The 23,040-nt window shown below is 71.3% G+C and carries 19 protein-coding genes; 10 read left to right on the top strand and 9 right to left on the bottom strand.

Going from position 1 to position 23,040, the window contains the following annotated elements; genetic code table 11:
* Positions 1-14: 14 nt before the first annotated feature.
* The 3 genes from ACQ3HE_RS10970 to ACQ3HE_RS10960 are packed head-to-tail and all read left to right on the top strand — an operon-like array spanning position 15 to position 3,831.
* Positions 15-674: a bifunctional 4-hydroxy-2-oxoglutarate aldolase/2-dehydro-3-deoxy-phosphogluconate aldolase gene (locus ACQ3HE_RS10970; protein WP_430892770.1), complete on the top strand. Its 660-nt coding sequence runs from the start codon at positions 15-17 to the stop codon at positions 672-674.
* Positions 671-2,311, top strand: coding sequence for an N-acyl-D-amino-acid deacylase family protein (locus ACQ3HE_RS10965; protein WP_430892769.1), 1,641 nt, complete (start codon positions 671-673; stop codon positions 2,309-2,311). The genes ACQ3HE_RS10970 and ACQ3HE_RS10965 overlap by 4 nt, the downstream gene beginning before the upstream one ends.
* A 47-nt stretch (positions 2,312-2,358) precedes the next feature.
* Positions 2,359-3,831 (top strand): GntP family permease, encoded by a 1,473-nt coding sequence (locus ACQ3HE_RS10960; RefSeq protein WP_086472615.1) that lies wholly within the window; start codon positions 2,359-2,361, stop codon positions 3,829-3,831.
* Between the two features lie 199 nt (positions 3,832-4,030).
* On the opposite strand, the gene nucS is transcribed toward ACQ3HE_RS10960, so the two are convergent.
* Complete coding sequence (gene nucS / locus ACQ3HE_RS10955) at positions 4,031-4,726, bottom strand: endonuclease NucS (RefSeq protein WP_064294112.1); 696 nt, start codon at positions 4,724-4,726, stop codon at positions 4,031-4,033.
* A gap of 95 nt (positions 4,727-4,821) precedes the next feature.
* A complete protein-coding gene (locus ACQ3HE_RS10950) occupies positions 4,822-6,066 on the bottom strand; it encodes an MFS transporter (protein ID WP_430892767.1) in 1,245 nt (414 codons plus the stop codon).
* Positions 6,067-6,191: 125 nt separating this feature from the next.
* On the opposite strand from ACQ3HE_RS10950, the gene ACQ3HE_RS10945 reads away from it, so the two are divergent.
* The 7 genes from ACQ3HE_RS10945 (at position 6,192) to ACQ3HE_RS10915 (ending at position 13,930) form a co-directional block, all read left to right on the top strand.
* A complete protein-coding gene (locus ACQ3HE_RS10945; RefSeq protein ID WP_244175370.1) occupies positions 6,192-7,256 on the top strand; it encodes a LacI family DNA-binding transcriptional regulator in 1,065 nt (354 codons plus the stop codon).
* Positions 7,256-9,790 carry an AAA family ATPase gene (locus ACQ3HE_RS10940; RefSeq protein ID WP_430892765.1) on the top strand — a complete coding sequence of 845 codons (2,535 nt, stop codon included), beginning with the start codon at positions 7,256-7,258 and terminating at the stop codon, positions 9,788-9,790. Before ACQ3HE_RS10945 ends, ACQ3HE_RS10940 begins: the two co-directional genes overlap by 1 nt.
* A gap of 197 nt (positions 9,791-9,987) precedes the next feature.
* Positions 9,988-10,527: a hypothetical protein gene (locus tag ACQ3HE_RS10935; protein ID WP_430892764.1), complete on the top strand. Its 540-nt coding sequence runs from the start codon at positions 9,988-9,990 to the stop codon at positions 10,525-10,527.
* Positions 10,524-10,853 (top strand): hypothetical protein, encoded by a 330-nt coding sequence (locus ACQ3HE_RS10930; protein WP_430892762.1) that lies wholly within the window; start codon positions 10,524-10,526, stop codon positions 10,851-10,853. Before ACQ3HE_RS10935 ends, ACQ3HE_RS10930 begins: the two co-directional genes overlap by 4 nt.
* Before the next feature lie 75 nt (positions 10,854-10,928).
* Complete coding sequence (locus ACQ3HE_RS10925; RefSeq protein WP_430892760.1) at positions 10,929-12,215, top strand: amidohydrolase; 1,287 nt, start codon at positions 10,929-10,931, stop codon at positions 12,213-12,215.
* On the top strand, positions 12,212-12,613 hold the full coding sequence (locus ACQ3HE_RS10920; RefSeq protein WP_079704464.1) for a YbjQ family protein: 402 nt from the start codon (positions 12,212-12,214) through the stop codon (positions 12,611-12,613). The genes ACQ3HE_RS10925 and ACQ3HE_RS10920 overlap by 4 nt, the downstream gene beginning before the upstream one ends.
* Positions 12,614-12,625: 12 nt before the next feature.
* Complete coding sequence (locus ACQ3HE_RS10915; protein ID WP_430892758.1) at positions 12,626-13,930, top strand: glycoside hydrolase family 125 protein; 1,305 nt, start codon at positions 12,626-12,628, stop codon at positions 13,928-13,930.
* 26 nt (positions 13,931-13,956) lie between these two features.
* Here the strand turns inward: ACQ3HE_RS10915 and ACQ3HE_RS10910 are convergent, their stop codons facing one another.
* From ACQ3HE_RS10910 to ACQ3HE_RS10880, 7 genes are all read right to left on the bottom strand, one after another.
* Entirely contained in the window at positions 13,957-14,586 is a 630-nt protein-coding gene (locus tag ACQ3HE_RS10910; protein WP_079704466.1) for a response regulator, read from the bottom strand.
* On the bottom strand, positions 14,583-15,878 hold the full coding sequence (locus ACQ3HE_RS10905; RefSeq protein WP_430892756.1) for a sensor histidine kinase: 1,296 nt from the start codon (positions 15,876-15,878) through the stop codon (positions 14,583-14,585). Before ACQ3HE_RS10905 ends, ACQ3HE_RS10910 begins: the two co-directional genes overlap by 4 nt.
* Positions 15,879-15,964: 86 nt before the next feature.
* A complete protein-coding gene (locus tag ACQ3HE_RS10900) occupies positions 15,965-16,825 on the bottom strand; it encodes an ABC transporter permease (RefSeq protein ID WP_430892754.1) in 861 nt (286 codons plus the stop codon).
* Positions 16,822-17,745 (bottom strand): ABC transporter ATP-binding protein, encoded by a 924-nt coding sequence (locus tag ACQ3HE_RS10895; protein WP_426738897.1) that lies wholly within the window; start codon positions 17,743-17,745, stop codon positions 16,822-16,824. The genes ACQ3HE_RS10900 and ACQ3HE_RS10895 overlap by 4 nt, the downstream gene beginning before the upstream one ends.
* 182 nt (positions 17,746-17,927) lie before the next feature.
* Positions 17,928-18,503: a hypothetical protein gene (locus ACQ3HE_RS10890; RefSeq protein ID WP_430892752.1), complete on the bottom strand. Its 576-nt coding sequence runs from the start codon at positions 18,501-18,503 to the stop codon at positions 17,928-17,930.
* 98 nt (positions 18,504-18,601) lie between these two features.
* Positions 18,602-19,936 (bottom strand): MATE family efflux transporter, encoded by a 1,335-nt coding sequence (locus tag ACQ3HE_RS10885; RefSeq protein ID WP_430893084.1) that lies wholly within the window; start codon positions 19,934-19,936, stop codon positions 18,602-18,604.
* A gap of 71 nt (positions 19,937-20,007) precedes the next feature.
* A complete protein-coding gene (locus tag ACQ3HE_RS10880; RefSeq protein WP_430892750.1) occupies positions 20,008-22,908 on the bottom strand; it encodes a VTT domain-containing protein in 2,901 nt (966 codons plus the stop codon).
* Positions 22,909-23,040 lie beyond the last annotated feature (132 nt).

Below are 23,040 nucleotides of genomic sequence, written 5' to 3'. Positions count from 1 at the left end.
AACAGGAGCCCCGCATGACGCTCGCGACCCCTCCCTCCACGCCGCACGCCCTCGACGCCTTGTACGCCGACCGCGCCATCGCCGTCGTCCGCGTGCCCGTCATCCCCGACCCGGTCGAACTCTGCCGGGCGCTCGCCGCGGGCGGGATCCGCAGTGTGGAGTTCACCTTCACCACGCCGGGCGTCGAAGCGCTCATCCGCGCCGCGGCCGACGCGATCGGCGACCACGGGGCCGTGATCGGCGCGGGGACGGTCGTGGACCGCGACACCGCGCAGCGCGCCGTCGACAGCGGTGCGCAGTTCCTGGTCACGCCCGGTCTGAGCGAGGAGGTGGCCGAGGTCGCCACCGCCGCCGGCATCCCGTTCCTGCTCGGTGCGATGACGCCGAGCGAGGTCATGCGCGCCGCGTCGCTCGGTTCCCACGCGGTGAAGATCTTCCCGGCCGCCGCCATGGGACCCGGCTTCCTCAAGGACCTCAAGGGCCCGTTCCCGGGTCTCCGGCTCGTGCCCTCGGGCGGACTGCACGCAGGCAACGCCCGGGAGTACATCCAGGCCGGCGCAGCCGCCGTGACCGCGGGGTCGAGCGTGGTCGGTGCGGCCGACGTCGCCGCGGCCGATTGGGCCGGGGTCACCGAGCGCGCGACCGCCTTCACCACGGCGGCCCTCCTGCCGTGACGTCGCGACCGACGGACGATGCGCGCGCGGTGGTCATCCGCGGCGCTCGCATCGTCGACGGTACCGGCGGACCGAGCGTGCACGGGTCGCTGCTCATCGGCCGGGGCCGCATCATCGCGATCGGGGCGTCCGCCGAGGCCGACGCGCCCGCCGACGCCCTGATCATCGACGCCGAGGGTCTCGTCGCCTCACCTGGCTTCATCGACATGCACGCCCACTCCGACCTCGCCGTCCTCCGCGACCACGAGCACCTCGCCAAGGTCTCGCAGGGCGTCACCACGGAGGTCCTCGGACAGGACGGGCTCTCCTACGCCCCGACGGACGACCGCACGATTGCCATCGTCCGGCAGCAGATCGCCGGCTGGAACGGGCAACCCGACGACGTCGACTTCGCCTGGCGGACCGTCGGCGAGTACCTCGACCGGGTCGACCGCGGAGCCGCGCTGAACGTCGCCTACCTCGTGCCGCAGGGCTCCGTCCGGATGCTCGTGGTCGGCACCGAGAACCGGGCTGCGACCGCTGACGAGATCGCTCGCATGCAGGAGCTCGTCGCGGCGGGTCTGCGGGAGGGGGCCGTCGGCATGTCCTCCGGCCTCACCTACGTGCCCGGCATGTTCGCCGACACCGAGGAGCTCGTCGCGCTGTGCCGCACCGTCGCGGAGCACGGCGGCTTCTACGCTCCGCACCAGCGCTCGTACGGCAAGGGCGCGCTCGAGGCGTACGCGGAGATGATCGACATCAGTCGTCGTTCCGGGTGCGCGCTGCACCTCACGCACGCGACGATGAACTTCGGCGTCAACGCCGGCCGGGCCGCCGAACTCGTAGCGCTCATCGACGCCGCCATCGCCGACGGGGTCGACATCACGCTCGACACCTATCCCTATCTGCCAGGTTCGACGACCCTGTCGGCGTTGCTGCCGAGCTGGGCGGCGGTCGGCGGGCCGGACGCGACGATCGAGCGCCTGGGTGACGACGACGTCCGTGCGCGGATCCGATACGAGCTCGAGGTGCTCGGCACGGACGGTTGTCACGGTGTCGTCACCGACTGGGCCACGATCGAGATCTCCGGCGTCGCGAACCCCGCGCTCGCCGGCTTCGTCGGGCGGACCGTCGCCGACATCGCCGCCGAGGATGCGGGACACGCGTGGTCGGGCGACCCGACGGCCCTGTTCTTCGCGCTGCTCGAAGCCGACCGGCTCGCGACCGGCATCCTCCAGCACGTCGGCGACGAGGCCAACGTGCGCACGATGATGGTGCACCCGGCCCACACCGGCGGAAGCGACGGGATCCTCGTCGGCGCAAAGCCACACCCGCGTGCCTGGGGCACCTTCCCGCGCTACCTTGGCCACTACGTCCGCGAGGAGGGTGTGCTCGGGCTGGAAGACGCCGTAGCCCACCTCACCTCGCGTCCGGCCGCGCGTCTCGGTCTCAGCGACCGCGGCGTGCTCCGCGTCGGAGCCGTCGCCGACCTCGTCCTGTTCGACCCCGCGACCATCGCCGACCGCGCGACGTTCGCCGAACCCCGCCAGCAGGCCGCCGGCATCCCGTGGGTCTTCGTGAACGGGGCCGCCGTCATCGCCGACGGTCGACGCACCCACGCCGTCCCCGGTCGCTCGATCCGCCGCAGCCCGGCCTGACCGCTCCCTCGTCCCTCCCCGCGCCCACAGACACAGAAGGTCCTCCCATGCCCATCACCGCCCTCGCGCGCAGCGTCGTAGCCGCCGCCGCACCAGCCCCGAGCGATCCCATCGGATGGCTGCAGCAGACCACCCCCGGCCTGCTCATCCTGTGCGCGGTCGCCATCGCGGTGCTGCTGTTCCTCATCATCCGGGTGAAGCTCGAACCGTTCATCTCGCTCTTCATCGTCGGCATCGGCCTGGCGCTCGCGACCGGGACGAGCATCTACCAGATCGTCGGCGTGGCCGTGCCGGACCCCTTCGACGACGAGCAGATCAAGCCGGGGGCGTCGCTCCTCGAAACCGGCTTCGGCGGGATCCTCGGGCACATCACGATCATCATCGGTCTCGGCACCGTGCTCGGCGCGATCCTCGAGCGCTCCGGCGGTGCGGACGTCCTCATCCGGAAGCTCCTCGGTCGCTTCGGGGAACGCGGCGCTCCGATCGCGATGGGGCTCACCGGTCTCATCTTCGGTATCCCCGTGTTCTTCGACGTCGGCATCTTCGTCCTCGCGCCCCTCGTCTACATCACCGCGCGTCGCGGCGGGAAGTCGCTCGTGCTCTACGCGCTCCCGATGCTCGCCGGCCTCTCGATGACGCACGCGTTCCTACCGCCGCACCCGGGACCGACGGCGCTCGCCGGCACCTTCGAGGTCGGGCTCGGCTGGCTCATCCTCATGGGCTTCCTCTGCGGCATCCCCGCCTTCATCGCGTCGGGCATCGCCTGGCCGCTCTGGATCGGGAAGCGCGTCATGGTCTCGGTTCCCGAGGAGTACGTGCTGGAGCCCGAGGACGACGCCCCTGAGCGCAAGGACGTCTCGCTCTGGAGCGTCGGTCTCATCATCATCACGCCGATCCTGCTCATCCTCGCCGCAACCTTCGGTGCCCTCGCCCTCCCGAACGGCCCGGTCCTCGAAGCGTTGACGCTCATCGGCAACCCCGCGGTCGCGCTCACGATCGCCGTCTGCCTCGCGTACTACGTGCTCGGGGTGCGGCGCGGCATGACGCTCGCCGAGCTGGGCGAGCTCTCCGGTCAGTCACTCCGACCGATCGGTATGATCCTGCTCGTCGTCGGTGCGGGTGCGTTCTTCGGCGCGGTCATCTCAGCGACGGGTGTGGGTGCGGCACTGGCCGAGGTGCTCGGTTCGCTCGGCCTGCCGATCATCGTGTCGGCGTACCTCATCAGCTCAGGCCTCCGCATCGCGCAGGGCTCGGCGACCGCGGCGATCGTGATCACGGCGGGGATCCTCCAGCCGGTCGTGCTCGCGGGTGACTACTCGCAGCCGCAGCTGGCGCTCATCGGCATCGCGATCGCGGCGGGTTCGATCACGCTCTCGCACGTCAACGACGGTGGGTTCTGGATCATCGCGAAGTACTTCAACATGTCGGTGAAGCAGACGCTCGCGACCTGGACCGTGCTCGAGACGATCCTCTCGGTCGTCGGCTTCGGGATGGTCGCCCTCATCTGGCTGTTCGTCTAGTCCGAGTCGTGACCGTCGGTCCAGTGCCTTTCTCAGGAGTGTCCGGGCGTGTCGGTGCCTGGTGAAGCCGGCGCGCCGCAGGACTCCTGAGAAAGGTCACTGAGCGGTAGATGGTGCCTTTCTCAGGAGTGTCCGGGCGTGTCGGTGCCTGGTGAAGCCGGCGCGCCGCAGGACTCCTGAGAAAGGGACTCGGTCGACGTCAGAAGAGGCGGGAGTCGCTGTCGTCGAGGCCGCGCATCGCGTCGTAGTCGAGGACGACGCAGCGGATCCCGCGGTCCTGGGCGAGGGTGCGCGCCTGCGGCTTGATCTCCTGAGCGGCGAACACGCCCTGCACGGGGGCGAGGAGCGGGTCGCGGTTCATCAGTTCGAGGTAGCGGGTGAGCTGCTCGACGCCGTCGATGTCGCCGCGGCGCTTCAGCTCGACCGCGACGGACGCCCCGGTCGCGTCGGTGGCGAGGATGTCGACCGGACCGATCGCGGTCATGTACTCGCGGCGGATGAGCCGGTATCCGTCGCCGAGGAGTTCGATCTGCTCGGCGAGGAGCTTCTGCAGGTGCGCCTCGACGCCGTCCTTCTGGAGCCCCGGGTCGACGCCGAGCTCGTGCGCGCTGTCGTGGTGGACCTCGTGGATCGACACGATGAGGGCGTCACCGGTCTTCTTGTGCGTGACCTTCCACAGCTCGGTGATCCCGGCCGCGGCCTGCGTCTCGTCGGGCTCGACCGTCGTGAGCACGCAGGGCGGGCTCATCCAGTTGAGCGGCTTGTAGGAGCCGCCGTCGGAGTGGACGAGTAGGCTGCCGTCGTTCTTCACCATGAGCAGCCGCTTGGCGAGCGGCAAGTGAGCCGACAACCGTCCGGCATAGTCGACCGAGCACTCCGCAATCACCAAACGCACGACGACGAGCCTACCGCGACACCGTCGCGCGTCCATTCGCCCATGTTCGGGAGGCGGAACGCTGAATCGCCCGAACATGGGCGAACGAACTGCGGTCAGCGCTTGCGGCGGCTGCTCTCGCGGGCGGCCGGCGACGCCAGGCCGGCGAACACGATGAGTACGAGCACGACGAACAGGGCGTTCAGCAGGCCGATGGCGTCGCCGAGGATGCCGATGAGCGGCGGACCGACGAGGAACGCGCAGTAGCCGATCATCGCGACGGCGCTCACCCGTGCCGCAGCACGCTTGGAGTCGTCGGCCGCGGCGGACATGCCCACCGGGAACCCGAGCGAGGCGCCGAGTCCCCACAGCACGGTGCCGAGGACCATGAGGCCGGTGGCCGGCGTGAGGATGAACAGGACGAGTCCGGCGATCGCGGCACCGGCCGACACCTGCAGCACCGGCACCCGGCCGAAGCGGTCGATGAGCGGCCCGCCGACGATGCGACCGACGGTCATCGCGGTGACGAACACGCCGTAGACGAGCGCGCCGGTCGTGTTGCTCTGCTCGTGGCCGTCGACCACGGCGAGTGCGAGCCAGTCGTTGGCGCTGCCCTCGGCGAAGGCCATACCGAGCATGATGACGCCGATGAGGATGAGCCGGCCGTCCGCCCAGACCGACAGGCTCTCGCGCAGCCGCTCCCGCCACGGCGCCTTCGGGGCCTCGTCGAGCCCGTCCACGACGGCCTGCTCGGTCGGCACGAACCGGACGACGATGACGGCGGCGATCGCGATGGTGACGGCCATGATGAGCGCGTGCCAGAACACCTCGAGGCCGGCGGCGGAGGCGAGCGCCCCCAGTCCGGCGCCCGCGACCGTGCCGAAGCTGAAGCACGCGTGCATGAACGGCATGACCGTCTTGCCCAGTTCCTGCTCCGCGGCGGCTCCCTCGACGTTCATCATGACGTCGAGCGCGCCGTTGCCGAAGCCGAAGATGATCAGGCCGACGAGCACGATGCCGGCAGTCGGGACGAGGCTCGCGCCGATCCCGATGAGGAGCAGCCCGACGGCGATGAGCCCGAGCGTCAGTTGCATCCCGTGCCGCGGGCCGAGCCGTCCGAGGATGTGCTGCGAGGCGATGAGGCCGAGGATCGACCCGATCGACATGCCGAGGATGAGGAGTCCGACCGTGCCGGTGGTGAGGTCGAGGTTGTCGCGGATGGCCGGGAGGCGGGCCACCCAGGTCGCGATGCTGAGGCCGCTCAGGGCGAAGATCACGAAGATCGCGTTGCGCCAGGCGAGGAGCTCGCGGCGTGGGCGCAGGGCGACGGGTGCGGTCGGCGGGTTGGTCGGCTCTGACACAGGGTCCTCGGGATCGGTGCTGGTGCGCCTGGGCGCTCGGTGGAGCGGGGTGGTGAGGCCCGTGCATCTGGGTGGATCTGACGAGAATCGAATCGATTCGATTCCGTCGACTAAGCTAGCAGATCGTGGACCAGGAATCACGCCCCTCGCGACCGACGCTCGCCGATGTCGCCGAGCGCGCGGGGGTGTCGCCGTCGACCGCCTCGCTCGCGTTCAGCGGCGCCGGACCCGTCTCCGAAGCGACCAAGCAGCGGGTGCTGCAGGCTGCGGCCGACCTCGACTACGCCGGCCCCGACCCCCGGGCCCGTTCCCTCCGCCAGGGACGCAGCGGCATCGTCGGAGCCGTCGTCGCCGGCCGGATCGGGCACTCCTTCCGCGACCCGGTGATGATCCAGACCCTCGACGGACTCGCCGACGAACTCGGCGCGGTCGGTGCCGGTCTGCTGCTCCTGAACGACGCGCAGGAGGGCACGCTGCAGTTGAGCAACGCACCGATGGACGGCGTCGTCCTCATCGGCTGCAGCCCGAACCTCGACAGCTCGGTCGCGATCCTCAGCCGACGGGGGATGCCGATCGTCTCGATCGAGGGACTCGCAGCCCTCGGCGTCCCCGACATCGCCGTCGACAATCGCGGTGGCGTGCGGGAGGAGGCGCGACACCTCGCAGATCTCGGCCACGAGCGTGTCGCCGTCGTCACCCTCAACCTCGACCCGACCGAACGCCGCGGCCCGCTCACGCCCGAGTGGGAGCGATCCGCCACGACGGTCCCGGCGATCGAACGCCTGCAGGGCCTCCGCGACGTCTTCCCCGACGCGCAGGGGTTCGTCACCACGGGGTCATCGCTCGAGGAGGGGCGGGTCGCCGGACACGCCATCCTCGACGTTCCGGCGGGTGAACGGCCGACGGCGATCGCTGCACAGAGCGACCTCCTGGCCGCCGGCGTCATCCGCGCAGCCGAGGAACTCGGCATCTCCGTCCCCGCGGAGCTCAGCGTGGTCGGGTTCGACGGCATCCGCGTCGAGGGGCTCGACTACGACCTCACGACGGTGTGGCAGCCCTCCCGCGAGAAGGGGTCGGCCGCCGGCCGCGCGATCGTCGCCATGCTCGACGGCCGCGATCCGGAGTGCGAGCAGTTCAGCGTCCGCTTCCACCCTGGAGCGACGACGGCACGGGCGCACCGGGCCCGGTGATGCGACCGACCACCCTCCCGTCCATCGCCGACCTCGGGGAGCTGGCCGAGGCGCTCACGGAGTTGCGCGCGGAGGCCGGTGCGCCGTCGTTCGCCGAGCTGGCCCGGCGGGTCGGTGCCTTCCGGCTCGGACGAGGTTCCCGCGACGCCCCCGGCAAGGTGACGGTCTACGACTGCTTCCGCACCGACCGGCATCGGGTCGACGCCGAACTCATCCACGACCTCGTCCTCGCCCTCGGAGCTTCAGCGTCAGCGGCCGCCGAGTGGCGCACCACTGCTGCGCGCCTCAACGGTGCGACGCTCGGAGGCCCGGTGTCCGCCTCCGTCCTACCGGCAGCCGAGGAATCGACGTCCACCGGTGTGGAACCCGCTGCCGCACCCGTCGTCGTCCTCACCGGGCTCCCCGGGGTCGGCAAAGCCGAGGTCGCGAGGCGGCTCGCCGAGGTCGAACGCCGCCGTACCCCCGGTGCGGTGGTGCTCCGCGTCCGGCTGCACGGATTCGAAGACGGGCAGCGTCCGGCGGAAGCGGACGAGGTCCTGCGCGAACTGGTGCGCGCCGTCGGCGGTCGGTCCGATCGTCGGCTCGACGCCGCATCGCTGCGCGAGACGCTCAGAACGGCGGCACACGACCGCCGGATCGTCGTCCTGCTCGAGGATGCGTTCTCCGCAGCGCAGCTCGCTCCACTCCTGATCGCCGATCACACCCGGGGTCCCGCCGGGTGCGGTCTCCATCTGATCGTGACCTCGCGAGCCCGGCTCGACGGCCTCGAGGCGCTGGCGGCCGCGGAGGGACTCGCGGTGGACCGCCGGACCGTCCTGCCGCTCGAGACCGAGGAGACGGTCCGGCGGCTCTCGGCCGCGACCGCCTCGCAGCGTCCGACGTCCTCCTCGACCGACGACGCGGCGGTCCGCCGGCTCGCGAACGCGATCAGCGGGATCCGCCTCGACCTCGACCTCGTGCTGCGCTTCATCGAAGACCACCCGGACTGGTCGCTCGCCGATGTGGCCGAGCGCTTCGGCGACCGCCCGCGGCGCGACCACGCGGTGCCGCTCCTGGAACCCTCGGTCGCCGCCATCGGACCGGACGCCGCGACCCTGTTCCGGCGACTCGGCCTGCTCCGCGGCCCAGTACGGCTGGACGTCGTCGGGACACTGCTGGACGACGCCGGTGCGGATGCGCCGACCTCGGTGCGCCTGCTCCGTCGCCTGGCGGACATGCACCTGGCCACCGTCTCGGAGCGGACCGTCGAACTGCACCCGCTCGTCCACACCGCGGCCCACCGGCTCGCGGTCGAGCAGGAGCGCCCGTCGGTCCTCGTGGTGCTGGCCGAGCGGGTGTTGGAACGGTTCCGCGAGTTGGTCGGCTCCGTCCGCTTCGACGCGTCGCTCGCCGACGGGCTGGTGGCCGCCGCAGCGCTCGCAGTCGACCAGCGGGCGGGTGCCGCGCTCGCCGCGGTCGTCTTCCACGTGGTGGAGCCGGTGGGTGATGCCGGCTATTGGAGCCATGCGGCCGAACTCCTCCAACTCGCCGCGCCGTTCGTGCCGCGGGAACGACGAGGCACGACCGCGGAGCTCCTCGCCCGCGCCTTCGAGAAGCTCGGTCGGTACGACGACGCCCTCGACCACCTGCATCGGGCGAGCCGCCTCCTCACCGAGGAGCAGCCGGGTCGCACGATGAACGTGATCGCCAATGTGGAACGCCAACTGGGACGGATGGCGGAGGCCGAGCAGTCGTATCTCCGCGCCGCTCGGATCGCGGCCGCAGCCGGCAATCCGATCACGCGGGGGCGCGCGCTTGGCAACCTCGGCAATCTGGCGCGCATCACGAGCCGGTATCGCCGGTCGGAGCGGTTGTTCGATCTCGCCGAGGCGGTGAGCGCTCGAGCCGGGGATGACGTCAATCGGACGATCGTCGAGTCGAACCGTGTGCTCCTGCTCCAGGCGCAGGGGCGGTTCGACGAGGCGCTCCGGCGCTGCGCGACCCTACTCGAGCGCGGCGGTCCCGGCGTCAACCGCGGATACCTCCTCACTCAACGCGCCATGATCCTGCTGGACCTCGACCGTGTGGCCGAGGCGGAGGCGGCCCTGCTCGCGGCAGGGGCGGACGGTGGCGGTCCGACGACGTTCGACGAGGACGCCGAGATCGCCATCCAGCTCGCCCAGGTCGCGCGTCGACGTGGGGACCTCGTCGAGGCGACGCGTCTGGCGGACATCGCCCTGGCCTCGGCCGAGCGCGTCGGCTACCCGCTCCTCCGCTCCGACGCCTGCAGCACCCTCGGTGAGATCGCCGCCGACGCCGCCGACGCCGGGCCTGCCGAACGCTGGGCGCGAGGCTCGCTTGAGCTCGCCGAACTGCTCGGTGACCGGGTCGAGCAGGCGAGGGCGTTCGAGACGATCGGGAGGGCGGCGGCGATCCGCGGCGACCGAGCGGCGGCCGACGCCGCGTTCGCCGCCGCCGCCGACCTCCTCAGCGCAGTCGGCCACTGGCGAGCCACGGCCGTCCAGACGATGCGCGCGGACCTCGCCCGGGCCTGACTCCACCGCCACCACGCGTGCGCGACCTCCGTTCGTCGACCCGCGCGAGTCGTTCGGGCTCGTTCGGGTGGCTGGCTCGGAGCCGCGGCGCTCCGGCACCATCGGTTCGGGCACGCCGTGGAGCATGCCGCCACCCCCAGACGACCGGACCGGGCGACGCGTGTCGCTCGGTCCGGGCCACGAGAAGGACGAACCACATGACGCACCGCACACGATCGATGAGCCGGCTCCCGCGCCTGGCTGGAGGAGGCGCTGCGCTCGTCTTCGCCGCGGCCCTCGCCGGCTGCTCCAGCGGTTCCGTCTCGGTCGGCGAGACGGCCACCGTGACCCTGCCCGCCAAGATCGCGGGGAACGACGATCAGGACTTCGCCGTCACGGTCGCCTCGCTCGACAAGGCACCCGCCGAGGTGACCGCGCAGATGGGTGGTGACGACGACGTCTACTTCGCCTCCATCGAGTTCGCGTACGAGGGGGACGCCACCGCCGAGGTGCTCGCGTTGCCCTGGAACAACGTCTTCGCCGAGTTGTCGGATGGGAGCTTCCTCGAGACGTCGTTCATCGGTCTCACGGAGTGCACCGGGACACCGGACGATCCGACGACGGCTGCGGAGGACCTCGTCGGCGGCGAGACGATCACGGTCTGTGTGCCGCTGTCCTCGACCGACGGCCTCGAGGTGACCGGCGTCTCCGTCGGCGGTTCCGACATTGGCGCTGGCGGAACGGTCTGGAAGCGATGAGCGGCGGGCAGCAGCCTGGCCAGCAGCCGGAGCAGGAACCGGTTCAGCCGGGCGAACCGGAGACCCCATCGCAATGGTCCGTCGAGGAGTGGGGGAGTTCGCCGTTCGGGTGGTTCGCCGGCGCAGGGATCGGCGTGCTCGTCGCCGTGCTCTGCTTCACCCCGATCTGGGACGAGGTCGCCGGACGGAGCACCGGACGGCGAGCCGGTTTCGGTGCGCTGCTCGGCACGATCGGACCGTTCGGCGTCGCCGCGATCGCGCTGGCCGTCGCCGTCGTGTTCGCGGTCGTCGGTGTCCGGAAGCGACGCGCCGGCGATCGCGGCTGATCGCCCGAGCCGGCGCCCGGCCGACGGTACGGACGGCATGCCCCGTAGGGTGGAGGAGACGCTCGAAGGAGACCCATGACCGACCAGCCCATCGCCACCGCAGCACTCGTCCAGCAGGAGGCGGCGTCGCTCGCCGTGTCGCTCGCACCGGTGTACCAGGATCTGCACGCCAATCCGGAGCTCTCCTTCGCGGAGCACCGGACGGCCGCCCTGGTCGCGGATCGCATCACCGGCCTCGGGTACGGGGTCGCGACGGGGATCGGCGGCACCGGTGTCGTCGGCGTACTGGAGAACGGCGAAGGACCGACGGTCCTCCTGCGGGCCGACATGGACGGCCTGCCCGTCCTGGAGGAGACAGGCCTCGACTACGCGAGCGTCGCGCGCGGGGTCGACCCGGAGGGCAACGACGTCCCGGTCATGCACGCCTGCGGCCACGACGTCCACGTCACCTGTCTGCTGGGAGCCGCCGAACTGCTCGCCGCACGGCGCGACACCTGGTCCGGGACACTCGTCGTCCTGTTCCAGCCGGCCGAGGAAGCCGGCGGCGGTGCGCAGGCGATGGTCGACGACGACCTCTACGCACGCGTCCCGAAGCCCGACATCGTGTTCGGCCAGCACGTCGGTCCGCTGCCGGCCGGTGTCGTCGGCACGCACGCCGGTCCGTCGTTCGCCGCGACCGACGCCTACCGCGTCACCTTCCACGGCCGCGGCGGGCACGGATCCCGCCCGCAGTCGACGATCGACCCGATCGTGATGGCGGCGTCGGCGGTCGTCCGACTCCAGAGCATCGTGTCCCGCGAGGTCGCCGGAACCGACACCGCGGTGCTCACCGTCGGCACGATGCACGCCGGCACCAAGAACAACATCATCCCCGACACCGCGCAGATCGGCGTCAACATCCGCAGCTACGAACCACACGTGCGCGACCGCGTCGTCGGCTCCATGGAGCGCATCATCCGGGCCGAGGCCGCAGCATCGGGCGCCGAGCGGGAACCGGTGATCGAACACACCGAGGCCTTCCCGGTGCTCGTGAACGATCCCGCGGCGACCAGTGCGGTGACGGCGGTGTTCGCCGACGCGTTCGGTGCCAACCGCGTCGTCGACCCCGGTCTCGTCACGGGGAGTGAGGACGTCGGCATGCTCGCGACGGCCGCCGACGCTCCCATCGTCTACTGGATCCTCGGGGGTGCCGACCCACAGGCCTTCGCGGCGGCCTACGCCTCGGGGCGCATGGAACAAGACCTCCCCGGCAACCACTCCTCGAAGTTCGCTCCGCTCATCCACCCCACCCTCGACACCGGCATCGCAGCGCTCTCCCTCGCCGCGCTGTCGCGTCTGGCCGGAACGGCGGCCACCGCATGATCGTCGTGACGACGGACACCGTCGCCGGACACCGCATCGACGCCGTCCTCGGCGAGGTCGTCGGGCTCACCGTGCGGGCTCGCGACTGGGGCTCCTCGATGTCGATCGGCTTCTCGGCGCTCGGCGGCGGCGAGGTCCCGGGGATGACCCAGCTGCTGTTCGAGTCCCGCCAGGAGGTCATGCGACGCCTGGTGGCCGACGCGGAACAGCGCGGCGCGAACGCGGTCCTCGCGATGCGTCTCGAGACCACCGACATCGGCGGTGCGTGGACGCAACTGACCGCCTACGGCACCGCGGCGTACCTCGTCCCGATCCCCGCAGGGGAGCCCGGAGCCACCGGCCAGTCCGCCTACGCGGCGGAACAGCCGGACGCCCCGAAACCACGCGGCGACGTCTGACGGTGGAGCCCCATGACCGCTTGGATCGACGAACTCATCACCGAGGTGACCACGGCTGTGCGGGAGCGCAGTGACGAACGGGTGGCCGAGATGTTCGAGCGCTGCTTCGCCGACACCCTGCGCAGCACGATGACGCCCATGCCGGACGGCACCGTGTTCATGCTCACCGGCGACATCCCCGCGATGTGGTTGCGCGACTCGAGCGCCCAACTCGCTCCGTATCTCCACTTCGCAGCCGACCACCCCGAGCTGGCCGAGCTGCTCGTCGCCGTCAACCGCCGGCAGCTGGATGCGATCGCACTCGACCCCTACGCGAACGCGTTCAACGCCGAGCCGAACGGACACGGCCACCGCGACGACCGCACCGATGCGTCGCCCTGGGTGTGGGAACGCAAGTACGAGATCGACTCGCTCTGCTACCCGCTCCAGCTCGCACACGACATCTGGCTGGCGACGGGGCGCCGCGACCACCTGGATGCGCGGTACCGCTCCGCCGTCGTCGCGGCGATGGAGGTCTGGCGGGTCGAACAGCACCACGAGGAGCGCTCGCCGTACCGGTTCCAGCGGTTCGACGCGCCGATCTCCGACACGCTCGTCCGCGACGGACTCGGGCCGGAGACGGCGTGGACCGGGCTCTCGTGGTCGGGGTTCCGGCCGAGCGACGACGCAGGGCGGTACGGCTACAACGTTCCCGGCAACCTCTTCGCCGCGGTGACGCTCGCCGGGGTCGAATCGATCGCTGCCGAGGTGCTCGCCGACGCGGCACTCGCTGCGGAAGCCGGTGCGCTCCGACGCGAGCTCGAGACCGCCATCGACGCCCACGGTGTCGTGACGACCGATCAGTACGGCGACGTCTACGCCTACGAGGTCGACGGATTCGGCAACGCGCTCCTGATGGACGACGCCAACGTGCCGAGCCTGCTCTCGCTGCCGTTCCTCGGCTGGTGCGCGCCCGACGACGCCCGGTACCTGGCCACGCGACGGTTCCTCTTGAGCGGAGACGACCCGAGCTACTTCGTCGGGTCCGCCGCCCGTGGGATCGGGAGCCCACACACGCCCGACGACCACATCTGGCCGATCGCCCTGTCCATCGAGGGCCTCACCTCGCAGGACGAGCAGGATCGCGCCCGCCTGCTCGACACGCTGCTGCGGACCGACGCCGGCACGGGGGTCATGCACGAGTCGTTCCACAAGGACGACCCCGACACGTTCACCCGCCCCTGGTTCTCCTGGGCGAACGCGATGTTCTGCGAGTTCGTCCTCGACGTGGTGGGTCTGCGCACGCACGTGCGGCGTCCTGTGCCCCGAGGTGACTGAACGGACCCGCAGTCTCGTGCGTCGGCTCAGAGCAGCCGCAGCTCCTGTGCACGGGTGACGGCCCGGGTCCGGTCGGCCACCTCGAGCTTCTCGAAGACGTGCAGCAGGTGCGTCTTCACCGTCGACTCCGAGATGAACAGTGCCGCCGCGATCGCCCGGTTGCTGTTGCCGGCGGCGACGAGCGCCAGGACCTCGAGCTCGCGAGCGCTGAGCTGCGGGCGGGCTGGGGTCCCACCCTGCATGCGGCCGACGAGCGTCGCCGCGATCGTCGGCGCGAGCACCGTCTGACCGGCGACCACCGAACGGATGCCGGCCAGGATCTCCTGCTCAGGCGCCGCCTTCAACAGGTAGCCGCCGGCTCCGGCCTCGATCGCGCCGAGGATGTCGTCGTCGGTCTCGTAGGTCGTCAGCACGAGCACCCGGACGCCTGGCACGCGCTGCACGATGCGCGCCGTCGCCTCCGCACCGCCGAGGACCGGCATGCGCAGGTCCATGAGCACCAGGTCGGGCCGGTGCTCCTCGGCCGCCGCGACCGCCGCAGCGCCGTCCGCCACCTCGGCCACGACCTCGAGGTCGTCCGCGCGCCCGAGCAGCGCGACGATGCCCGATCGCACGATGGGGTGGTCGTCCGCGACCACGATCCTGATCCGTGTCATCGTCCGTCCTCCACGGTTCTTGAGCCTGTCGAAGGGCTGCCGACCGGGAGGCCGTTCGTGGTCCCTGAGCCTGTCGAAGGGCCCGCTTCGATCGTCACCGGCACTCGCACCAGCACCGTCGTCCCCGCTCCGGCGGCACTCGTGAGTTCCACCGTTCCGCCGAGCAGCGTCACCCGGTCGTGCATGCCGTGCAGCCCGAAGCCCGCGCCCGGACTGGTCCCGAGCAGCGCGCCTTCCGGGTCCGCGATGCCGACCCCGTCGTCGGAGATCCGCAGTTCGGCCCAGCCGTCGTCGACGGTGAGTACCAGCTCGACGCGGTCGGCGGCGGCGTGCTTCCGGATGTTCGCGAGACCCTCCTGGGCACTCCGGAGCAGCACGACCTCGGGTGCTCGCTCGAACCGTTCTGACGGGGCGTCGACCTCGACGACCACGCCCGTCTCACGGCTGAACCGCTCGCCCAGGCGCCGCAGGCTGTCACCGAGGGTGGTGTCGACGGCCGGCATCGCGGCCAGCGTGGCCACGAGGGATCTCGCCTCGCGCAGGGCGTCGCGTGCCGTGCTCTCGATGAGGTCGATGCTGTCGAGGGCGGCGATCGGTCGACCGTCCAGCGGGGAGGCGTCCGGCGTGCCCGCGACGGTCTCACCGACCTCGGAGCGGGCGCGTTGCGCGAGCAGCACCACACTCGTGAGGCTCTGCGCGATGGTGTCGTGGATGTCGCGAGCCATGCGTTCGCGTTCGGCGGCCGCCCCGGCCTCCCGGCTCGCCCGTTCCGATTCCGCCTGAGCGGTCTGCAGACTCACGAGGAGTCGTGCCTTCTCGTCGCCGAGCTCGGCGATCCGGGTGATCCAGAGACCGAGGGACAGCGCGAAGACGAGCGAGACGCTCTGGATCGCGAGCCCCTGCAGGATCGCCTCCGGGGCGGCACCTTGTCCGACGATGAAGCCGACGGCGAGGGCCGCGGCGCTCGCGATGTTGAGGATGATCGCGTTCCGGGTGTTCGGCGTCAGCACCCACAGCAGTGGGAACACGAGGCACTGGAGGGTCAGGACGTTCGGGGAGAACGCCGTCCCGACTGCGGTGAGGGCGATGAGGGTGATCGCGAACCAAAGCCCGCCCTGCGGACGCTCGAGGGTGCGTCGCCCGGCCGTGTAGTAGACGAGGCAGAGCGCCGCCAGCACGATCCAGACGCCGACGGCCCGCTCCGGTGCCCCGGCCGCGCTGACGCTCACGAGCGCACCGACGATCACGCACCCCGCGCCGAACGCGACATCCCACCACCGTCGTCCGTCCATGTCCCAACCCTCCCATCCCTGCTCGCGAACTGTCACTTCCTGCCAGTTCCGGCGGCGTACACCCACCGGAACTGACAGTTCGCGGGCTAGGAGCGGCGGACCCAGCGGAAGGTGAGGCGGGTGAGGACGAGGCCGACGATCGCCCAGACGACGAGGACGAGCGCGACCGTCGGGAGGTCCCAGCCACCGGACGGCTCCTGCGAGGCGAACCCCTCCGGCAGGAAGACGGAGCGCATGCCCTGCGCGATCCACTTGAGCGGGAAGACACTCGCGACGTTCTGCAGCCACTCGGGGAGCATCGTGAACGAGAGGTAGACGCCGGAGATGAACTGCAGCACGAGCACGATCGGGATGATGACGGCCGTCGCGCTCTTGCCCGTACGGGGGAGTGCCGACAGGGCGATGCCGAGGACGGCCGACGTCGCGATGCCGAGCAGGTAGACCCAGGCGAAGGTGAGCCACCGCTCGGGCTCGGTCGGCAGGGTGACGTCGAACAGGAACCGCGCGACGAGGAGCAGCAGCGCGATCTGGAGCACCGAGGTGACGAGGACCTGCCCCATCTTCCCGAGGAAGTAGGAGATCACCGGGAGCGGGCTGCCGCCGAGGCGCTTGAGCGTGCCGTCGCTCTTCTCCGTCGCGATGTCGGTCGCGAGGTTCTGGACGCCCGAGAGGAGGATGCCTGCGGCGATCATGCCGGGCAGGTAGAAGGCAGCCTGGCTGACCCCGCCGGTGCCGTCGGGTGCCTCGCCAACGTTCCCCATCGCGCTGAACGCCGTCGAGAAGATCGCGAGCATCACGACGGGGAAGAGGAAGGTGAAGAACACCTGGTCGCCGGAGCGGAAGTAGATGCGGGTCTCATAGCCGATCCGGCTCGCACCGAGTCGGAGGGTGCGTCCGTGGGGGAGTGACGGGACGAGCGCGTTGGTGGTGCGGTCGATGGTGGTCATGCGCCGACTCCTGTCGTGGTGACCGTCGTGGCCGGTGACGGTGCTGCTGATGGGGTGGCTGACGACGCAGCGGCGTCGGCCGCGTGGACGAGCCCGAGGTAGATGTCCTCGAGGCTCGGACGGATGACCTCCAGGTCGCGCGGCTCGCCCCCCAGTGTCGCCGTGAGATCGGCGACCCGTGCGGCCGGCACCTCGGTCCGTTCCTCGTGGAGGCCGTGCTCGTCGCGCCAGCGCACCACGGGGATCCGGGCCTCGGCGCCGCCGATCTCGTCGACCGCGCCGATCTCCACGAGTCGACCCGCCGCGATGACGGCGACACGGTCGGCGAGTTGGGCGGCCTCGTCGAGGTAGTGGGTGGTGAGGAGGATCGTCGTGCCGTCGCGTTTGAGCGAGCGGATGAGCTCCCAGAACTGCCGACGCGCCTCGGGGTCGAACCCGGTCGTCGGCTCGTCGAGGAACAGGAGGGCTGGGCGGCCGACCACCCCGAGCGCGACGTCCACCCGCCGACGCTGGCCGCCCGAGAGCTTGCCGATGCGCGTGCCCGCCTTGCTCGTGAGCCCGACCGCCTCGATGACCTCGTCCACATCCCGCGGGTCCGCGTAGTACCGGGCGAACTGTGTGAGCTGCTCCCGGACCGTGACGTTGGCGGCCTCGGCACTCGACTGGAGGACGATGCCGAGGCGGGCCTTCCAGTCGAGACCGCCCTTCGCCGGGTCGACACCGAGGACGCTCGCCTCGCCGCCCGTCCGGTGCCGGTAGCCCTCGAGGATCTCGATCGTGGTGCTCTTCCCGGCGCCGTTCGGGCCGAGGAGGGCGAAGGTCTCACCCGGGTGGATGTCGAAGGAGACCCCGTCGACGGCGGTGAAATCGCCGTACTGCTTGCGCAGCTCGCGGACCTCGATGATCGGTCGTGTGCTCATGGTGTCCATGCTCGTCCGCTGGGACGCGCACCGGTAGCGGTGGAGGGGCTGATCCTCCTATCCACCGATCGGTTGATGCGCGAGCGGTCTATGCCCCGCCGCTCCGGCTCGGTCTGCCGACACGCACGAACGCCCACCCGCCCGACGAGGGCGGATGGGCGCTGCCGTGACGCTGCGGCGGCCTAGCCGAGTGCCGCGGTGGAGACGACGACGACGAGGTCCTCGACGTTCTCGAACCCGGCGGTCTCCTGGGTGAGCTGGGTGAACGGGATCCCGATGATCGTCAGCCCGTCGAGCGATCCGGTGAACGTGCCGGCGGCTTCGGTCACGCTCGCGCCACCGGCCGTCGCGTTCGCGGCCGCTGCGGTGAGGGAGGCAGCGCCGCCGGAGAGGACGGCGTAGCTGCCCGAGGCGTCACCCGCTTCATAGCTGAGGATGCACACGGTCGGCAGGTCGCCGAGGACCGCGGCCGGAGCGAAGGTGGCCTTCGCCGCGGCGACAGCGGCCGCCGGGACCGCGACGCCGCTGGCTGCGCTGAGCGTGTTGACCTGCTCTTCGGTGCACTTCGTCGCGCCCGATGCCGGCTCCTCCTGGGCAGCGTCCTCCGTGGCCTCGGGCGCGGTCGTGGCGCTCGTCGAGGGCTCGGAGTCGGTCGGTGCGTCGCCACTACTGCAGGCGGCGAGCCCGAAGAGCCCGATGACGGCGACGGCGGTCACCGCGGAGACGCGGAGACGGTGGTGAGCGGAGCGAAGTGACATGGTGGTTCCCCCTGGAATCGTGAGCGTTGACGGATGCTCAGGTCCAGGATGGGGGACCGAGGAGGCCGCCTCAATGGGGACAACTCCCCAGTTGTCCGTCAGGCCCCGGTGCGCATCCACGCCGTCGTGCGGGCGCGGAGCCCGAGGGTGGTCGCGCGCGCGCCGAGATAGCCGACGAAGAAGGTGAGCGCCAACCAGGTGAGCCCGGTCTGCCCGCCGGGTGCCCAGGCGAGGACCGCGAGCGCGAACGGCAGGAAGACGAGCGTGTTGAGCAGCCCGGTGATCGCGAGGTACTTCGCGTCTCCGGCGCCGATGAGGACGCCGTCGAGGACGAAGACGACACCGCCGAGCGGGGTGGTGACGGCGAGCACGATGATCGCGGGCACGATGAGCGCCGCGAGGTCGGGGTCGCTCGTGAAGAGCAGGCCGATGACCGGGCTCGCGAGCGCGATGACCAGGCCGAGCACGATCCCCGAGCCGACGCCCCACTGCAGGCAGCGGACGAGGACGGCACGCACACCTGCGACGTCGCCGGCCCCGAGCCCCTTGCCGACGAGCGCCTGCGCGGCGATCGCGAGGGCGTCGAGCGCGAAGGCGAGGGTGGCGAAGAGGGTCATGACGAGCTGGAACCCGGCGAGTTCGTCGGTGCCGAGGTCGGTCGCGACGAACACGGCGATGAGCATCGCGGCGCGGAGGCTGACCGTGCGGAGGAACAACCATCCGCCGGAACGGGCCGCACCACCGAGGCCGGCGCGGTGCGGGCGGAGACTCGCTCCCGTCCGCCGCACATGGCGCAGGACGACGACGAGGTAGGCCACGACCATGCCCCACTGCGCGATGACGGTGCCGATGGCGGATCCCGCGATGCCGAGTCCGAGGCCGTAGATGAAGAGGAAGTTGAGGCCGATGTTCGCGGCGAACCCGGCACCGGCGACCACGAGGGGCGTGGTGGTGTCCTGCAGGCCGCGGAGGAGCCCGGTCGCACCGAAGACGAGCAGCATGGCGGGGATGCCGAGCATCGAGATGCCGAGGTAGGTGTCGGCCTGCTGGGCGACGGCGTCCGTCGCGCCGAACAGCCCGACGAGCGTGGGCGAGAGGAACCATCCGGCCGCACCGATCACGACACCGAGCCCGAGCGACAACCAGAGCCCATCCACCCCGAGCGATACCGCGCCGCGTTCGTCGCCGTGTCCGAGACGCCGGGCGACCGCGGGCGTTGTCGCGTAGGCGAGGAACACCATGAGTCCGATGACCGTCTGCAGGACCGCGCTCGCGACCCCGAGGCCGGCGAGCGGCACGACGCCGAGGTGGCCGATCATCGCGGAGTCGGCGAGCAGGAACAGCGGCTCCGCCATCAGCGCCCCGAGCGCCGGGACCGCGAGCCGGAGGATGTCGCGGTCGACGGGTCGCAGTCGTCGCCTGTCCGGTCCCATGGTCACCCGCCGAGCCTAGCCGCGGGTGGTGACACGCCGCGTCGCCGTCCGAGGCGGGACGAGTCGACGGCCTACCGCGCGAGCAGCGACCCGCTCAGGCCAGGGAGGTCGCGGAGACGGATGCCCGTGAGGAAGCCGGCCGCGGCGGCGTAGGCGACCCGCGGTTGGTCGGCGTCCTCGCGGCAGGCGAGGAACAGCGGCACGGCGGTGGCGCCCAGGCGCTCGGCGACGTCGGCGATCTCCGCGAAGCCGACGAGCGGGTCGACCCGGTGGGCGATGCCGGCCATCGTGCGCACGGCGACGCCGTCGGGCTCGGTGCCGTCCTGTGCCAGCCCGGAAGCAGCGAACGAGACCATGGCTGCGCCTTCGGACGCGAATCGTCGGCAGGCATCGGTCAGGGCCCGCTCGACGGCTCGGCTGGTGTGTTCCTCCGACGCTGTACCCGCACTCGCACCCGCAGCCGTGCCGACGTCGTCGTCCGGTAGAGCACGACGGACCGCGTCGAGCGCCCACCCGTGCACGGTGCCGTCGGTCCCGGGGATCGGCAACCAGGACACCGCCGCGAGCACGGCGCCTGCGGCGTCCGTCACGACGGAGACCCGGACCGCGGTCGGCTCCCGGTCGTCGCCATCGGGGGCGTCGATGCTCGAACCCACCGTGAGACCGAGTTCGGGCACGTGCCGGTCGGACACCCACACCGACGACAGCGCGCGGATCTGGCTACGGAGCTCCCACGGCAGTTCGCGAGCGGCCAGGAGGATCGAGGTCGTCGGATCCGCGCCGATGGCTCCCGTCGCATCGTCCGGACCAGCGGGTTCTGATGCATCAGCCCCGCTGAGGTCGAGCACGAGGTCTCGACCGAGCGGCGACACCCGCCACCCCTCGGGCACGATGCGCGCGTCGCGGGTGGCGAAGACCGCCGGTGTGAGCCCCTCCTGCTCGGCCGCCGTCGCGAACGCCGACACCGCGGCGACTGCACCGCCGGGGTCGCCGATCGGCTCGCCGAGGGCAAGCGCGACGCCGGCATGCTGCTGGTAGGCGACCGCGTGTCCACCGTCGGCCGTGATGAACACCCGGTTCTCGGGTCGGAGTGCCGAGGCCGCCAGCGGTCCGCCGCCGTGTTCGCGCAGCAGCTGCGCCGCCTTGGCGCGCGCTCGCCGCGCACCCGGACCGATCGCCCCGGGCAGGCGTCGCCTGGTCTGGTTCGCCGCGACCCGGAACGCGTGGCGCGACAGCACGAGGACCACCGCCTGTCCCACCCACAGGACGCTCGCGGAGATCCAGATGGTCGACGCCACGACCGGCACCTGGGCCAGCCAGGCGAGGGCGATGAGGGCGAGCGTGACCAGGAGGTTGCCGACGGTGAGCACCATCGCCGCCCACCAGGCCCAGCGATGACCACGGCGGAGCCAGTTCGCGATCACCAGGATCGCGATGGTGTCGACCCCGACGTCGAGGATCGAGCCCTGCGTCAGGGTGGTCGAACCGAGCGGCCCGTCGAGCGGCACGAGGGTGACGAGCAGCTGCACCGCACCGATCACGAGCAGTCCGGAGACGGCGAACAGCCGCCAGTCGCGCATGGTGGGTCGCGGGGTCGACCGGTGCTCGCCGAGGAGGAGGCGGGCCACGATCACGAAGACGACCGTCGTGATGAAGTGCTCGAGGTCGTCGATCTTCCCGACGTAGAGGAGCGCGATCGACACCCACGACAGGAGCAGCAGCCGCCAGCGCAGCCGGTAGGGGGAACGCATGAACGCGGTCGCGGTCGCGACGCAGGCGAGGATGCCGCAGCTCGGACCGACGTCGAGCGTCGTCACGAGGGACTGCGCCCACGGCCAGTCGAGCCGAGCCAACGCCAGGGCCGCACCGAGGGCCCCGAAGACACCGAGGAGATGGCCGGCCACGAAGATCGCCGACGCCCGCAGCGTGCCGAATCGGGCCTCGACCCACCCGCCGAACACGGCCGCGCCGACGATCGCGATGAGGCAGGCGAGCGGGTCGGCGGTGATGAACATGCCCGTCAGGACCGTCCACCAGCGCCCGGCTTCAAGGCTCGGCACCCCGTACGCGAACGCCGGGTACCAGGCGGCCTGGTCGATCGGGCGCCACAGGCCACCGGTCACGACGCCGAGGGCGACGAAGACGGTGACGAAGGCGGTGGTCGCGGGGGTCGTCCGCAGTGCCCAGCGCAGCGGCGTCAGGACGACGGCGATCGCGGCGCGCAGATCGGTGCGGACGGGGGCAGAGCTGGCAGGGGTGGGCGGCGCGTCCATTCGGGCGTCGGCGTCGGTCGTGGCCGGGACCGACCCGGATGGCGACAGCAGTTCGTCGAGCTCAGCCTCGGTCATCGACACGGGCGCGCGATCGGCGGCCGGCTGGGCAGCCCGACGACGGATCCGGAACACGACGACCACCGCGATCACGACGGCCGCGGCACCGGCCAACGCGAGCGCCGCCCAGGAGAAGCGGTGCAGGAACTCGGTCGCGGCACTCCCCAGGACGGTGACGACCGTCACCACGAGCGAGGCCCAGGCGATGCCGCCCGCCGCGTTGGCGACGAGGAAGTGCGGGTACGTCATGCGGAACATGCCCGCGAGCGGTCCGGAGAAGATGCGGAGGACGGCGATGAACCGTCCGACGAACACCGCCCACGGCCCCCACCGCCGCATGAGGTGCACCGCGGCGCCCAGTCGCTTCGGCCCCACGTGCTTCGGGAATCTGCGGTTCAGCACCGACAGGAGCCGCCGGCCGTACCGCTTGCCGATCCAGTACCCGATCGAGTCGCCGAGGATCGCACCACCGGCGGCCGCAGCGGCGACGAACACCGGGTTCAGGCCGCTCGACGCGGCGAGGAGGGTCGCCCCGATGAGCACCGTCTCTCCCGGCAACGGCACGCCGAGGCTTTCGACCGCGACGACCAGGAAGACGACGAGGAGCAGGACGCCGGGCGGGAAGTCGGCCAACCAGTCCACGCGGGCTCCTTCCGGCCGGGTGGGTCAACGGTAGTCCCTCGTTCCCCGAAGCGCTCGCGACGCTCCTCCACAGGACTCGGTCCAGAGCGGCACGCCCGCTCTGAGAGAACACCCGAGCCGTGGTCAGGTGCC

It is taken from the genome of Plantibacter auratus, assembly GCF_050587365.1.
Classification (GTDB): domain Bacteria; phylum Actinomycetota; class Actinomycetes; order Actinomycetales; family Microbacteriaceae; genus Plantibacter; species Plantibacter auratus.
This window is presented reverse-complemented; position numbering and strand designations above follow the sequence as displayed.